The following is a 13,797-nucleotide window of genomic DNA, read 5'->3' as shown; positions in this document are numbered from 1 at the left end:
GACCCGCCGAGAACGGCGGACCACGCACGCCCCGCGCTGCGTGCCACAGAGCAAGAGCACCGAGAGAAACACATCATGAACGAGAACATCATCACCGTCTCGGGCACGGTCACCACCGAGCCCTCCCCGTCCACCCCCCGCCTCGTCGAGTTCGTCGTCGTCGACGACCGCGGCGCCGAGTTCGTCGTCCGCGCCTGGGCCGACGTCGTCACCGACGCCGTCCGCGTCGGCTCGGCCGTCACGGTCGAGGGCGCCCAGGGCTGGGTCATCCCCGGCCGCAGCTGGCGCCGCGAGCCGAGCCGCACCATCGTGCAGGCGTACGCCGTGAGCACCGGCGCGCTCGCGCTGGCGGCCTAGCCGCTCCTGCGGGAGTCGCCCCGCGACTCCCGCACGCCGGTCACGCCCCCGAGGGGGCAGCGACCACGGCCCCCGGCCGACACGACGCCGCCCGCCCCGACGAGATCGGGGCGGGCGGCGTCGTGCGTGCGGGCGCGGCGGGTCAGGCGGTCGCCAGCCCCCGCGCGCGCACCAGGATCGGCCGGTGGTCGCTGACCCCGGCCGGCAGCGTCACGACGTCCTCGATCGTGAGGTCGTAGCTCGTCGCGAAGTCGAAGTGGCCCTTCACGTAGCGGTAGCCCAGGTACGTCGGCGTGCTGCTGCGGGTCAGCGTGAAGCCGTCGCGCTCGATGCGCTTCTTCAGCCCGCCGTGGAACCACGGGTAGTTGAAGTCGCCGACCATGAGCATCGGCACGCCGGGGGCGAGCGCCCGCATCAGCTGGTGCGCCGACTCGACCTGCTTCTTGCGGAGGCCGTTCGTCGCGGTGAGCGGCGCCGCGTGGAACGAGCCGATCAGGACGTCCTGCCCCGACAGGCGGTCGTGCAGGTGCATGGCCAGCAGGCGCTCGTGCGCGGGCGACATGACGCGGTCGTGCATCGACTTCTTCAGCGCGTAGACGTTGGTGCCGAGCAGCTCGAAGCGCTCGGCCCGGTAGTAGGCCGCGAGCCCCAGCCGGTTGTTGCGCGTCGACGCGGCGAGCGTGTACGCGCCGAACGACTCGGGGATGTCGTTCGTGTCGGCTTCCTGGAGGCACAGCACGTCGGCCGTGTGGTCCTCCGCGAGGGCCTGGATCTCGTGCTTGGCGGTGTGCTCGCGCAGGTTGTAGCTCACCACGCGCATCGTGTTGCCGGTCTCGTCGTCCACGAGTGACGAACCTAGTCCCTCGATGTTTCCATCAGGTGCAGGCTGCGCGCGGAGGACAGCGTGGTCGACCCGACACACGACGGAGGCGGCCCGCACCTCCCCCAGGGAGCTGCGGACCGCCTCCGGTCGCGTCGGCCGTGGAGCCGTCAGGCCGCTACGCCTCCGGCGTGCGCTCCGTCACGGCGATGCTGCGCAGGCGGCGTCGTCCGATCACGGCGGCCGCGAGGCCGGCGAGCAGCAGGGCCACGCCCGCGGCGATCATCGGGGCGACGTCCTGGCCGGTGAAGGCCAGGTCGCTCGCCGCCGGCGCGGCGTTCCCGCCGCCCGTGCCGCCCGCTCCGCCGGCGCCGGGAGCACCCGTGCCGGGGGCGCCGGCACCGGGGTCGCCGGGCGCCGGGGCGGGCGTGCCCGGGTCGACGGGCGCGGTGACCGCGGGGCCGGAGTCGACCGTCACGTAGGTGACGCGACCGGTGGCCCCGTAGACGATGCGGCCGAGGTACTGCGACTCCGGCTCGAGGCCCGTCCACGACGCCGTGACGACGGCCTCCTGGTTCGAGGCCAGCGTCAGGGTGGTCGGCGAGACCGCGAACGACCCGGTGTACGCCGACGGGATCAGCGTGTAGGCGTCGAGGTCGTAGGTCATCGTCTCGCCGCCCGAGTAGTACGCGACCTCGAGCAGGTAGCTGCCGGCCTCGGGCTTGGTGATGTCGATCTGCTCGTCCGCGGCCGAGGTCGCGGAGGTCGCGGTGATCGCCACGGGGGTGCCCGTCGCGTCGAGCTCGTAGAGCGTGAGGTCGAAGTCGACGGGCTCGTCGACCGCGGGGGCGTCCGCTCCGCCGGCCGTCAGCTGGTAGCGCACGAACTGCGTGTCGGCCGGGATGGTGACGTCGACGTAGTCGAGGTCGCCGACCGTGCCGCTGCCGCTCGTCCGCTCGCCCTTCACCAGGCCCTCGGCCGACAGGGCCAGGGTCTGGTCGCCGCCCGAGGTGATGGGCGCGTCGGCGCTGCCGGTGACGCCGGTGCCGGTGATGTCGCTCGGCACGTCGACGGCCACGGGGCGGACCGCGAGCGGGCTGCGCACCGTGTGGGCGCCTCCGTCCGTCCAGGTCAGGTAGCCCGTCGTGTACTGGTCGTACGCGGCGGTGGTGCGGGAGAAGGTCACCTCGTACGAGGCGGTCTGGCCGGCACCCGTGAACGACAGGGTCGAGGGCGAGACGGTGGTGGCCACGCCGGGCAGCGACACGGGCTGGGCGGTGTACGTGCCCGCCCCGGTCGACGTCACGGTGCGGGTCACCGTCGTGGAGTTGAGCAGCGCGCCGACGGCGATGGAGGCCTGGTTGAGCTGCGAGCCCTCGGCGCTGCCGAGGGTGGCGATGTAGCTGTCCCACTCGGCCACGCCGCTCAGGTAGAGCAGGCCGGCGTCGAACATGTCGGCGGGCTGCACCTGGCCGGCGCCCTGGGCGAAGACGTCCTGCGAGGGCGCGCCCGTGGTGTCGACGGTGTCGCCGGCGGTGGTCATCATGGCCGACTTCACCTCCATGGGAGTCGCGGTGGGCGTCACCGAGAGGTAGAGCGCCGCGAGGCCGGCCACGTGGGGCGACGACATCGACGTGCCGGAGAGGAACTCGTAGGTCGCCGCGGCGCCCTCCGCGTTCGCGCCGGCGGCGAGGATGGCGACGCCGGGGGCGGCCACGTCGGGCTTCAGCACGTTGCCGCCGTCGGCCTCGACCGGGCCGCGCGACGAGAAGCCGGCGACCTGCGGGGTGGCGGGCTCGGGCTGGCCGGTCGGGTTGCCGTCGAGGAGCGTGACGGTCGAGGTGCCGGGGGCGGCGGCGGCGTGCAGCGCGGTGTAGTTCACGTTGCCGGCGCCGGCGTCGACGTGCACGGTCGGGACGACGTGGGCGTCGACGTCGACCGAGCTCGGGGTCTTGTTGACCAGCACCATGCCGATGCCGCCGGCGCGCTGCACCTCGGCCGACTTGGCCGTGCGGTCGGTGACGCCGCGGTCGCAGAGCACGATGGTGCCCGTGACGAGCGCCGGGTCGAGGGTGCCGCCGGTGCAGTACGACAGGGCGGTCCGGTCGACGCCGGGCAGGCCGGACGACAGCGCGTCGACGAAGCGGCCGGTCACGCCGGCCGGGTCGGTCGACAGCGAGGTCGAGCCGCCGAGGTAGTTCGTGACGACGCCGTCGGGCCCGGTCACCGACGCGGTGGCGTCGTAGCTCGGGATGGTGCTGGCGGCGACCGTGGTGATCCACGGGGCGGCGTTGTCGAGGGTCGACGCGCCGGGGCCCGAGTTGCCGGCCGAGGCCGCCACGAAGATGCCCGCCGCGGCCGCGTTGTAGAACGCCTGGTCGGTGAGCGAGTTGGTCGACGTGGCGCTGCCGCCGCCGATCGAGTAGTTGATGACGTCGACGTTGTCGGCGGTGGCCGCGTCGATGGCGCTCAGCAGGTCGGCCGTGGCGCAGCCGTCGGCGACCTCCGCCGAGACCTTGCCCGTCCAGCAGACCTTGTAGGCGGCGACCTTGGCGTCGGGGGCGACGCCGGAGATGTCGCCGAAGTCGCGGCCGTTGATCGTCACGGGCACGTCGGCGTTGCCGGCGGCCGTGCTGGCCGTGTGCGAGCCGTGGCTGTCGCCGTCGCGGGGCGAGACGTACTCGCCGTTCTGGGCGGTCTCGATGCGGTCCTCGCCGAAGCCGGCGAGGAAGTAGCGCGCCCCGACGATCTTCGTGCTGCAGTCGGTCTCGTCGAACTGCTGACCGCGCTGGCAGACGCCGGTGAAGGTGCCGCCGTCGGACTTCTCGTACGAGATGCCCGCCGCGGTCGTGTAGGGCACGGTGTCGCTCGGCGTCGCGGTCAGCGCGTCGCCGGCGAAGGAGGGGTTCTCGGGGGCGATGCCGGTGTCGATGACGCCGACGACAACGCCCTCGCCGGTGCCCTGCGTGCCCCAGACGCCGTCGGCGCCGGAGAGGCCGAGGTAGTCGGTCGACGGCACGGCCGTCGTGTGCAGGATCTCGTTCTTGACGACGGCCGCGACCTTCGACGACCCGACGAGCTGCTTCGCCTGGGCCGCCGTGAGGTCGGCCGCGAAGCCGTTGGTGGTGACCTGGTACGTGGCGACGGGGGTGACGCCGACCGAGCCGGCCACCGCCTCCTGCTCGCTCTGCAGGTGCTCGACGTACTTCGACGTCGCCGGGTCGGCGAGGTCGACCCCCTCGTCGGGCGTCGCGGTCGCGGCGAAGCCGGACTTCCCGCCGTCGTAGGCGGTGACCGCCGGGTCGCGGAGCGTGACGACGTAGCTGCCGTCGGTGAACTCCGAGTCGCTCACGACGACGGGCCCGTCGGCGGCGGACGCGGCGGTCGCCGGGAGCGCGATCGCCCCGGCGGCGACGAGGCCGGTAACGAGCAGGGCGGTGGGGTACAACGGCCGTCGACGGCCGGACGATCTGATCACGGGTGCCTTTCGCATGCCGCGGCCCGTGCCGCGGTCTCCCGTAAGAGTTACCTGAGAATGCGCCGACCCCACTACGGGGGGACCTGGCCGGAGCAGGCCAGTGACCTCACTCGGCCACGATGTTTACCTCCGCGCAACGGGACGGGGTACGCCCGGTGTCCGCCTCGTGACCCCCTGGCGACGCTGCTGGGCGAGCCCGGGGAGGAGGCTGGACGAGGGCTGTCGGGGCGGGGCGGGGCGTACCATCCGAGCCTCGTCAGACCCAGCCGCGCCGCGCCGCCTCGACGCCGGCGTGGAACCTGTTGCTCGCGCCGAGCTCGTCGAAGAGGTCACGGAGGCGCCGCCGCAGCGTGCGCGGCGAGACCCCGAGCTGCGCGGCGATGACCTCGTCGGTCGCGCCCGCGGCGACGAGCGCGAGCAGGTCTCGCTCGTCGACGGTCGGCGGGCGCGACGACGTCGGGACGCCCTCGGGCACCGCGCCCTCGTCGCCGCTCGTCGCGGCCGCGAGCCGGGCGGCGACCTCGGCCCAGTCGGGCGAGCCGTCGACCGAGGCCGTCGGCAGGGCGGGCACGGGCAGCGCGGTGCGCCAGCGCGACTCGAACAGGTCGCAGAGCGCCGCGATCAGGGCCGGCGACTCCGTGACGAGGGCCTCGGGAGGCGCGGTCGGGTCGTCGAGGGGGCCCACGGAGACGAGGGCGACGGCCCGGTCGGCCACCGCCAGCTTGACCGGCAGGTCGTGGGTGACCCGCGCCTCCTCGCCGTGGGCGCCGAGCCGGTGGATGCCCTGGAGGCTGCCGTCGCCCGTGAAGCTGGCCACCGTGTAGATGGCCCGCCAGCGGACGCCGCGGCCGAGGGCGCCCCGCTCGACGGACTCGTTCGTCGCGACGACGTAGGGCGGGCGGTCGAAGGCCAGGAACTCGTGGCGCGCCCGGTGCTGGAGGCGCGAGTACCAGTCGCCCACGGCGGCGTGCCCGGTCAGGACGGTGGTCGAGCCCGACGGGTCGGCCTGGCGGCGGCCGTCGTCGAAGAGCGCCCCGAGGTCGGCCACCGCGGTGCGGGCGTCGGCGAGCTGCTCGTCGCGCGCCGCGACGAGCGCCGAGACGGCGACGCGGGGGTCGACGGCCCCGTAGCCGGCGGTGCTCGTGCCGTCGGGCGCGACCGTGCCGTCGGCCGTCCGGTGCACGAGGCCGAGGTTGCGCAGCTGCTCGAGGGCCGTGACCACGGTCGCCACGTCGAGCGCGCGGACGGCCGAGATCGTGCCGACGTCGACGGTGTCGCCGCTCGACAGCACGAACTCGTAGACGTCGGCGGTGACGGCATCGATGCCGAGGGCGGCGAGCGAGGGCAGGGGCATCGTCCCATGGTGCACGGTCGTCGGGCTCCGTGACGACATCGGGACCAGGCGGTCGCGCCTCCCTCTTGGTAGCGTCGTCGGGATGACCCCCCGACGGAACGCGCGATGAGCGGCGAGGCGACCACCGCCTCCGGCCCCTCCGTCGACCTCCGGCGTCGGTCGCTCCGCTGGCCGGCCCTCGACCTGGCGGGCCGCTTCTCCGGCCGCTGGCCCGGGCTGCTGGCCCTGTACCTCGTGTCGCGCGTCTTCTCGACGACCATCCTGTTCGTGGTCTACGAGGTCGCGACCCTGACCGGGGCGGCCTTCGTCACGCCCGGCAGCGAGCGGTCGTTCCTGGACTTCACCGTCTCGTGGGACAGCGACCGGTACCGCACCATCGCCCTGCACGGCTACCCGGGCACGCTGCCCACCGACGCGGCGGGCGAGGTGCTGCCCAACGAGTGGGCGTTCCTGCCCGTCTTCCCGACCCTGTGCCACCTGCTGATGGTCGCCACCGGGATGAGCTTCGCGGTCGCCTCGGTGCTGATCGCCACGGCCGCCGGCGCCGGTGCCGTCATCGTGCTGCACCGCCTCCTCGAGCCCCGCGTCGGGCACCGGAGCGCGTTCTGGGCCGTGCTGCTCTTCTGCTTCGGCCCGCTGTCGTACGTGCTCAGCGTCGGCTACGCCGAGAGCCTGTCGCTCTTCCTGCTCTTCTCCGGCGTGCTCGCGCTGCAGCGCCGCCAGTACCAGCTCGTGCTGCTCTGCGGCGTGGTGGCGGCGTTCACCCGGCCGGGGGCGCTCGCGCTCGCGCTCGCCCTCGCGATCCACCTCGTCGTGCGCTGGCGCACCGAGCGCGCGTCGCTCGACCGGCGGGAGCTGACGCGCATCGTCGTCGCGGGGCTCGTCGTCGCCGCGGCCGGGCTCGCCTGGCCGGTCGTGGCCCACCTCGCCACGGGCGAGCCGGACGCCTACCTGCAGACCGAGATGGCCTGGTGGGTCGACTACGTCGGGCGCCCCGACTTCGTGCCGCTCACGCCGTGGTTCCTGCTCGCGGGGCGCTGGCTCGGGGTCGCCGGCATCGCCCTGGTGCTGCTGATCATCGCCCTCGCGGCCTGGTGGCTCAGCCGACGGTCGACGGCACAGCTCGGCCACGAGGTGCACGGCTTCGTCGTGAGCTTCGGCCTCTACCTGCTCGCGGTGTTCCTGCCGCAGCAGAGCCTGTTCCGCCTGCTCATGCCGCTGACGCCGCTGCTCGGCAGTCGCGCGATCGGCGAACGGCCCTGGCTGCGCCGGAGCCTGCTCGGCACCAGCCTCGTGCTGCAGCCGGTCGCCGCGGTGCTGCTCTGGCTGTACGTCGCGCCCTGACCGCCGGGGCGGGCGCCCGCGGCGCCGCCGCCGGGGCGGGCCCGCGCAGCGCCGCCGAGGCGGGTCCGCGCGGGGCGACCGCCTGAGCGGGCCCCGCCGCGCCGGCTAGGCGGGGACCCGCGCCGTCGACTCGGCGAGCAGCGCGACCGAGCGCAGCCGATCGGAGGTGCGGAGCGACGCGTGCGCCACGATGACCTCGTCGGCGTCGGCGCTGTGCGCGAACCGGCTCACGTAGTCGGCCACCTCGTCGCCGGTGCCGACGCCCGTGTAGGTCGTCATGCTCGCGACGTGGCCACCGGCCGGCGTGCGGAGCAGGTGGTCGAGCTCGTCGTCGCTGAAGGTGCGGTCGACGGTGACCTGGCCGCTCTGGCGGAGCAGCATCATCAGGCGGGCCCGCTTCATCTCGGCGAACTGGCGCTGGGCGTCGTCGGCGTCGTCGGAGGCGATGGCGTTGACGCCGGCGAGCACGTACGGCTGGTCGAGCTGGTCCGACGGCTGGAACTCCCGGCGGTAGGTCGCGACCGCCTGGTGCAGGGCATCGGGGGCGAAGTGCGACGCGAACGCGTAGGGCAGGCCCAGCGCCGCGGCCAGCTGGGCGCCGAAGAGCGACGAGCCGAGGATGTAGAGCGGCACCGCCGTGCCGGCCCCGGGCGTCGCGCTGACGCCGGGCACGCGGGACTCCCCGGCGAGGAACGCCTGCAGCTCGAGGACGTCCTGGGGGAAGCGCTCGGACGACGCGGGGTCGCGGCGCAGCGCGCGGAAGGTGGCCTGGTCGCTGCCGGGGGCCCGGCCGAGCCCGAGGTCGATGCGCCCCGGGTGCAGGGTCTCGAGCGTGCCGAACTGCTCGGCGATGGTGAGGGGCGAGTGGTTCGGCAGCATGACCCCGCCCGACCCGAGGCGGATGGTCGAGGTCTGGCTCGCCACGTGGGCGATCAGGACGGACGTCGCGCTCGACGCGATCGACGACATGTTGTGGTGCTCGGCGTACCAGACGCGTCGGTACCCGCTCGCCTCGGCCTGCTGGGCGAGGGCGACCGAGGCGGCGAAGCTGTCGCGGGCGGTCTCGCCGGGGGCGATCGGAGCGAGGTCGAGGATCGAGAGGGGAACGGTCATGGTGGGCCCAACCACGGAGGCGCGGGTCGTGTTCCCGACGCCCGTCGCCGACGCGGGGAGCCCGGGCCGCGCTGCGTCGCCCCGCGTCGACGGTTCAGGAGCGCGCGGCGCGGGCGGTCGTCGCGCGGCACGGGCGGCGGCTCCCTCCTGAGCCCTCGACACGGGCCCGGACGCCGAGGAGGCGGCCCGCACCCCGTTCAGGGAGGTGCGGACCGCCTCCGGCCCGATGGCGCCTAGAGCCCGCGCGCCAGGCGGTGGTACGCGGCGTTCCAGCGCACCTCGCGGCTGAACTCGCGCATCGTGGTGTGCTCGTCGATGATCAGCAGCTCGGTCTCGAGGATGCGCGCGAGGTCCTCGAACGCCTCCAGGCCGACGGCCGTCGACATCACCGTGTGGTGGGCGGCGCCGGCGGTGAGCCAGGCCTCGGCCGACACGGCGAACGACGGGCGGGGCTCCCACACGGCGCGGCCGACGGGCAGGTTCGGCAGGTCGGCGTCGGGGGCGACCACGTCGACCACGTTGACCGTCAGGCGGAACCGGTCGCGGACGTCGCTCATGGCCACGACGACGGCCTCGCCCGGGTCGGCCGTGAAGACCAGGCGCACCGGGTCGTCCTTGCCGCCGATGCCGAGCTCGTGCACCTCGAGGGAGGCGCGGCCCGCGGTGAGCGTCGGGCTCACCTCGAGCATGTGGGCGCCGAGGATCTTCTCGGCGCCGGGCACGAGGTGGTACGTGTAGTCCTCCATGAGGGAGGCGCCGCCCGGCAGGCCGGCGCCCATCACGGCGGCGGCGCGCACGAGCACCGCGGTCTTCCAGTCGCCCTCGGCGCCGAAGCCGTAGCCCTCGGCCATGAGGCGCTGCACCGCGAGGCCCGGGAGCTGCTTCAGCGCGCCGAGGTCCTCGAAGTTGGTCGTGAAGGCGCTGAAGCCGCCGGCCTCGAGGAAGGAGCGCAGCCCCAGCTCGATCGCGGCGCCGTCGCGCAGCGACTGGTGGCGGGCACCGTCGGCGCGCAGCTCGGGGGCGACGTCGTAGTCGCGCTCGTACAGGGCGACGAGGTCGTCGACGGCCTGCTCCGGGGCGGCGGCGACGGCCTCGGCCAGTTCGTTGACGCCCCAGGTGTTGACCTGCACGCCGAACGCCAGCTCGGCCTCGGTCTTGTCGCCCTCGGTGACGGCGACGAAGCGCATGTTGTCGCCGAAGCGCGCCAGCTTGAGCGAGCGCATCGCGGCGGCCCCGGCCGCGGCGCGCATCCACGTGCCCACCTGGTGCTGCACGCGGGGGTCGCTGACGTGGCCGACCACGGTCTTGCGGGCGACGCCGAGGCGGGTCTGCACGTAGCCGAACTCGCGGTCGCCGTGCGCGGCCTGGTTGAGGTTCATGAAGTCGAAGTCGATCTCGCCCCAGGGCAGCTCGACGTTCGCCTGCGTGTGGAGGTGCAGCAGCGGCTTGCGGAGGGCGTCGAGGCCGCCGATCCACATCTTGGCCGGGCTGAAGGTGTGCATCCAGGTGGTGACGCCGATGACGCTGTCGTCGAGGTTGGCCTCGAGCATCGTGCGCTTGATCGACTCGGCGTCGGTGAGCACGGGCTTCCAGACCAGCTCGACGGGCACGTCGGAGGCGGCGGCGAGCTCGTCGGCGATGGCCCTCGACTGCTCGGCGACCTGGCGGAGCGTGTCTTCTCCGTAGAGGCCCTGGCTGCCGGTGAGGAACCAGACCTGCTTCGAGGCGAGGAAGGCGACGGGGTCGACGGTGTTCGGGGTGGGGCTGGTCATGACAGGTCTCCTGAGGGCTTCTGGCCGTACACGTTCTGGTACCGGTCGAAGAGAGCGTCGATGCTCTCGGCCGGGATGGGCAGGGGTGCGCCGAGCTGGCGCGAGAGGTGGATGGTGCGGGCGACGTCCTCCGTCATGACGGCGGCCTTGACGGCGTCGCGGGCGTCCTTGCCGATGGTGAAGACGCCGTGGTTCTGCATCAGCACCGCGCGGCTGCGGTGGCCCTCGAGCGTCTGCACGATGCCCTCGCCGATCGACTCGTCGCCGATGATCGCGAACGGCCCGATGGGGATCTCGCCGCCGAACTCGTCGGCCATCGCCGTGATGACGCACGGGATCGCCTCGCCGCGGGCCGCCCAGGCCGTGGCGTAGGTGGAGTGCGTGTGCACCACTCCCCCGACCTTCGGCATGTGGCGGTACACGTAGGCGTGCGCCGCGGTGTCGCTCGACGGGCTGCGGTCGCTGCCCGGGCTGCCGGCGACGACGGTGCCGTCGAGGTGGCAGAGGATCTGGTTCTCGGGCGTGAGGTCGTCGTAGTCGACCCCGCTCGGCTTGATGACGAAGAGGTTCGTGCCGGGCACGCGCTGCGACACGTTGCCGCCCGTCCAGACGACGAGGCCGTAGCGGGTCAGCTCGGCGTGCAGGTCGCAGACGGCCCGGCGGGTCTCGTCGATGGCCGACTCGGTGGCGCGGTCGATGAAGGTCATGCGCTCGCCCCCTCGACGGCCGGGGCCTCGGACTCGCCGGAGGCGCGGGCCGGGTCGACGGCGTCGGTCGCCGCCCGGCCCGAGCCGAGCGCGTCGCGGCGGATCGCCTTGAGACGGTGCATGACGTCGTTGCCGCCGCGCCCGAACCAGTCGTGCAGCAGCAGGTACTCCGCGTACAGCGCGTCGTACGCGTCGGCCGCGTCGGGGTCGGGCGTGTAGGTGGCCCGGTCGACGCTGCCCATGGCCTCGCCGGCGACGCGCGTGTCGGGGTAGGCCCCGGCCGCGACGGCGGCGTGGATGGCGGAGCCGAGCGCGGGGCCCTGCTCGCTGCGGATGGTCGAGATCGGCAGGCGGAGCACGTCGCTGTAGGTCTGCATCAGGTGGCGGTTCTTCAGCAGGCCGCCCGCGGCGATGAACTCGGTGACGGGCACGCCGGAGTCGTTGAACGCCTCGACGATGCGACGCGTGCCGTAGGCCGTGGCCTCGAGCAGGGCGCGGTAGCCCTCCTCCGGCGTGGTGCTGAGCGTCTGGCCGACGATGACGCCGGAGAGCTCGTGGTCGACGAGCACCGAGCGGTTGCCGCTGTGCCAGTCGAGGGCGACGAGGCCGTGCGCCCCGACGGGCTGCTCGTAGGCGAGGTCGGTGAGGTGCTGGTGCACGCTCTTGCCGGCGGCCTCGGCCGCGTCCACGGCCGACTGCGGCACCTGGTTGCGGACGTACCAGGCGAAGATGTCTCCCACGCCCGACTGGCCGGCCTCGTAGCCGTAGAAGCCCTCGGTGATGCCGCCGTCCACGACGCCGCACATGCCGGGGACCTCGGCGAGCTCGGAGCCGTTCATGACGTGGCAGGTGCTCGTGCCCATGATGGCGACCATCTGGCCGGGCTGCGTCGCCTTGGCGGCGGGGGCCGTGACGTGCGCGTCCACGTTGCCGACCGCGACGGCGATGCCCTCGGGCAGGCCCGTCCAGCCGGCGGCCTCGGCCGTCAGCGTGCCGGCCGCGGAGCCGAGCGCCCCGATCTCGTGGGCGACCTTCGACTCGGCGAAGTCGGTGAAGTCGGGGTTCAGCGCGGCGAGGAACTCGCGGCTCGGGTACTCGCCGTCCTGGAGGATGCCCTTGTAGCCGGCGGTGCAGGCGTTGCGGACGTAGCGCCCGCTGAGCTGCCAGATGATCCAGTCGGCGGCCTCCACCCAGTGCTCGGTCGCGGCGTAGACCTCCGGGTCCTCCTCGAGCAGCTGGAGGCCCTTGGCGAACTCCCACTCGCTCGAGATGAGCCCGCCGTAGCGGGGCAGCCACGACTCGCCGCGCTCGCGGGCGAGCTCGTTGATGCGGTCGGCCTGGCCCTGCGCGGCGTGGTGGCGCCACAGCTTGACGTAGGCGTGCGGGCGGCCGGCGAACTCGGGCAGCTCGTTGAGCGGGGTGCCGTCGGCGGTGGTCGGCACCATCGTGCAGGCGGTGAAGTCGGTGCCGATGCCGACGACGCTGGCCGGGTCGACGCCCGAGGCGGCGAGGGCCTCCGGGACGGCGTTCCTCAGCACGTCGACGTAGTCGCTCGGCACCTGCAGGGCCCACTCGGCGGGCAGGCGCTCGCCGGTGCCGGGCAGGGTGCGGTCGACGACCGCGTGGGGGTACTCGAACGTCGCGCTGCCGAGCTCGGCGCCGTCGGAGACCCGTACGACGACGGCCCGTCCGCTCAGGGTGCCGAAGTCGACGCCGACGACGTGGGAGTCGGCGTGGTCAGGGGTCGCTGCCATGGAACATCCTTGTCATGGTGGTGAAAGTGAGCGCTCACATTGTGCCACGTGAGCGCTCACGCGTGCAATCGCGCCCCCGGTCGGAGGCGCGGGTCGGCTAGTGCCGGGGAGGCGCGGTCGAGAGCCGCACGACGAGCTCGGGGGCCATCGGGGCGACGGGCGTCTCGTCGCCGCCGAGCACGGCCTCGACCGTGTCCATGATGCGGCGGCCGAGGGCCTCGAAGTCCTGGCGGACGGTGGTCAGCGGCGGGAGGAAGTGCTCCGCCTCGGGGATGTCGTCGAACCCGACGATGCTCACGTCGCCGGGCACGCGGACGCCGGCCTCCGTGAGCGCGTGCACGACGCCGAGCGCCATCTGGTCGTTGGCGCAGAACACCGCGGTGACGTCGTCGCGCCGGGCGAGCTCGCGCCCCAGGGCGTGGCCGGAGGCGGGGGTCCAGTCGCCGCGGAGCAGCACCGAGGCGTCGAGGCCGAGCCGCGCGCAGGCGTCGCGCCAGCCGCGCTCGCGGTCGCGGCCGTCCATCCAGGCGTCGGGGCCGGCGACGTGGGCGACCGCCCGGTGGCCGAGCGACGCGAGGTGCTCGACCGCCCGCTCGGCGCCGGCCGCCTGGTCGATGGAGACCGGGTGGTGGCCGTCGTCGGCGACGCTGTCGGCCGTGACGAGCGGCACCGTCACGTCGGCCGAGCGCAGCACGTCGAGCGCCTCGGCGTCGGGGGCGATCAGCACCACCGCGGCGACGGCCTGGCCCACGAGCGCGTCGACCGCCTGGCGGACCCCGTCGGCGTCGTCGCTGTCGAGCGTCGCCATCGACACCTGGTAGCCGGCGCGCCGCGCGGCGCCGTTGAAGCCGTGCATCGTGCTGGACGGCCCGTAGAACGGGAACCCGGTGCTGATCAGCCCGATCGAGCGCGTCTTGCGGCTGGCGAGGGCCCGGGCGGCGAGGCTCGGGCGGTAGCCGAGGGCCTCGACGGCGGCGTCGACCTTGGCCTTCGTGACCGGGCGGACGGTGGGGTCGCCGTTGACGACACGGGACACCGTCTGGTGCGAGACGCCGGCAGCCCTGGCGACGTCGAAGAGGGTGGGCACGGAGACGATCC

Annotated in this window: 10 protein-coding genes; 2 read left to right on the top strand and 8 right to left on the bottom strand. The window is 73.9% G+C overall.

All coding sequences use genetic code 11. The features are described from left to right. Window positions 1-75 precede the first annotated feature (75 nt). The gene (locus F1C15_RS12880; RefSeq protein ID WP_056052773.1) at window positions 76-357 is read left to right on the top strand and encodes a hypothetical protein; all 282 of its coding nucleotides are present in this window, start codon (window positions 76-78) and stop codon (window positions 355-357) included. Between the two features lie 142 nt (window positions 358-499). Here F1C15_RS12880 and F1C15_RS12875 read toward each other — a convergent pair whose 3' ends face one another. The 3 genes from F1C15_RS12875 to F1C15_RS12865 form a co-directional block, all read right to left on the bottom strand. Beyond that, window positions 500-1,201 (bottom strand): endonuclease/exonuclease/phosphatase family protein, encoded by a 702-nt coding sequence (locus tag F1C15_RS12875; RefSeq protein WP_307803270.1) that lies wholly within the window; start codon window positions 1,199-1,201, stop codon window positions 500-502. A gap of 154 nt (window positions 1,202-1,355) precedes the next feature. Continuing rightward, the gene (locus tag F1C15_RS12870; protein WP_185231643.1) at window positions 1,356-4,655 is read right to left on the bottom strand and encodes a S8 family serine peptidase; all 3,300 of its coding nucleotides are present in this window, start codon (window positions 4,653-4,655) and stop codon (window positions 1,356-1,358) included. Window positions 4,656-4,911: 256 nt separating this feature from the next. Continuing rightward, window positions 4,912-6,009 (bottom strand): LuxR C-terminal-related transcriptional regulator, encoded by a 1,098-nt coding sequence (locus tag F1C15_RS12865; RefSeq protein WP_185231641.1) that lies wholly within the window; start codon window positions 6,007-6,009, stop codon window positions 4,912-4,914. A 105-nt stretch (window positions 6,010-6,114) separates the two neighbouring features. On the opposite strand from F1C15_RS12865, the gene F1C15_RS12860 reads away from it, so the two are divergent. Continuing rightward, the gene (locus F1C15_RS12860) at window positions 6,115-7,353 is read left to right on the top strand and encodes a mannosyltransferase family protein (RefSeq protein ID WP_185231639.1); all 1,239 of its coding nucleotides are present in this window, start codon (window positions 6,115-6,117) and stop codon (window positions 7,351-7,353) included. Window positions 7,354-7,458: 105 nt separating this feature from the next. Here F1C15_RS12860 and F1C15_RS12855 read toward each other — a convergent pair whose 3' ends face one another. The 5 genes from F1C15_RS12855 to F1C15_RS12835 all read right to left on the bottom strand — a co-directional run bounded on the left by F1C15_RS12855 (window position 7,459) and on the right by F1C15_RS12835 (window position 13,786). Then, window positions 7,459-8,466 carry an LLM class flavin-dependent oxidoreductase gene (locus F1C15_RS12855; RefSeq protein ID WP_056052763.1) on the bottom strand — a complete coding sequence of 336 codons (1,008 nt, stop codon included), beginning with the start codon at window positions 8,464-8,466 and terminating at the stop codon, window positions 7,459-7,461. Between the two features lie 233 nt (window positions 8,467-8,699). Then, window positions 8,700-10,238, bottom strand: a complete 1,539-nt coding sequence (araA, locus tag F1C15_RS12850; RefSeq protein WP_185231637.1) for an L-arabinose isomerase — start codon at window positions 10,236-10,238, stop codon at window positions 8,700-8,702. Next, entirely contained in the window at window positions 10,235-10,945 is a 711-nt protein-coding gene (locus F1C15_RS12845; protein WP_056052756.1) for an L-ribulose-5-phosphate 4-epimerase, read from the bottom strand. The genes araA and F1C15_RS12845 overlap by 4 nt, the downstream gene beginning before the upstream one ends. After that, window positions 10,942-12,699, bottom strand: coding sequence for a ribulokinase (gene araB / locus F1C15_RS12840; protein WP_185231635.1), 1,758 nt, complete (start codon window positions 12,697-12,699; stop codon window positions 10,942-10,944). Before araB ends, F1C15_RS12845 begins: the two co-directional genes overlap by 4 nt. 97 nt (window positions 12,700-12,796) lie before the next feature. Beyond that, on the bottom strand, window positions 12,797-13,786 hold the full coding sequence (locus F1C15_RS12835; RefSeq protein WP_056052749.1) for a LacI family DNA-binding transcriptional regulator: 990 nt from the start codon (window positions 13,784-13,786) through the stop codon (window positions 12,797-12,799). Window positions 13,787-13,797 lie beyond the last annotated feature (11 nt).

The sequence above is a fragment of the Frigoribacterium sp. NBH87 genome, assembly GCF_014217665.1.
In the GTDB taxonomy this organism is placed as follows: domain Bacteria; phylum Actinomycetota; class Actinomycetes; order Actinomycetales; family Microbacteriaceae; genus Frigoribacterium; species Frigoribacterium endophyticum.
This window is presented reverse-complemented; position numbering and strand designations above follow the sequence as displayed.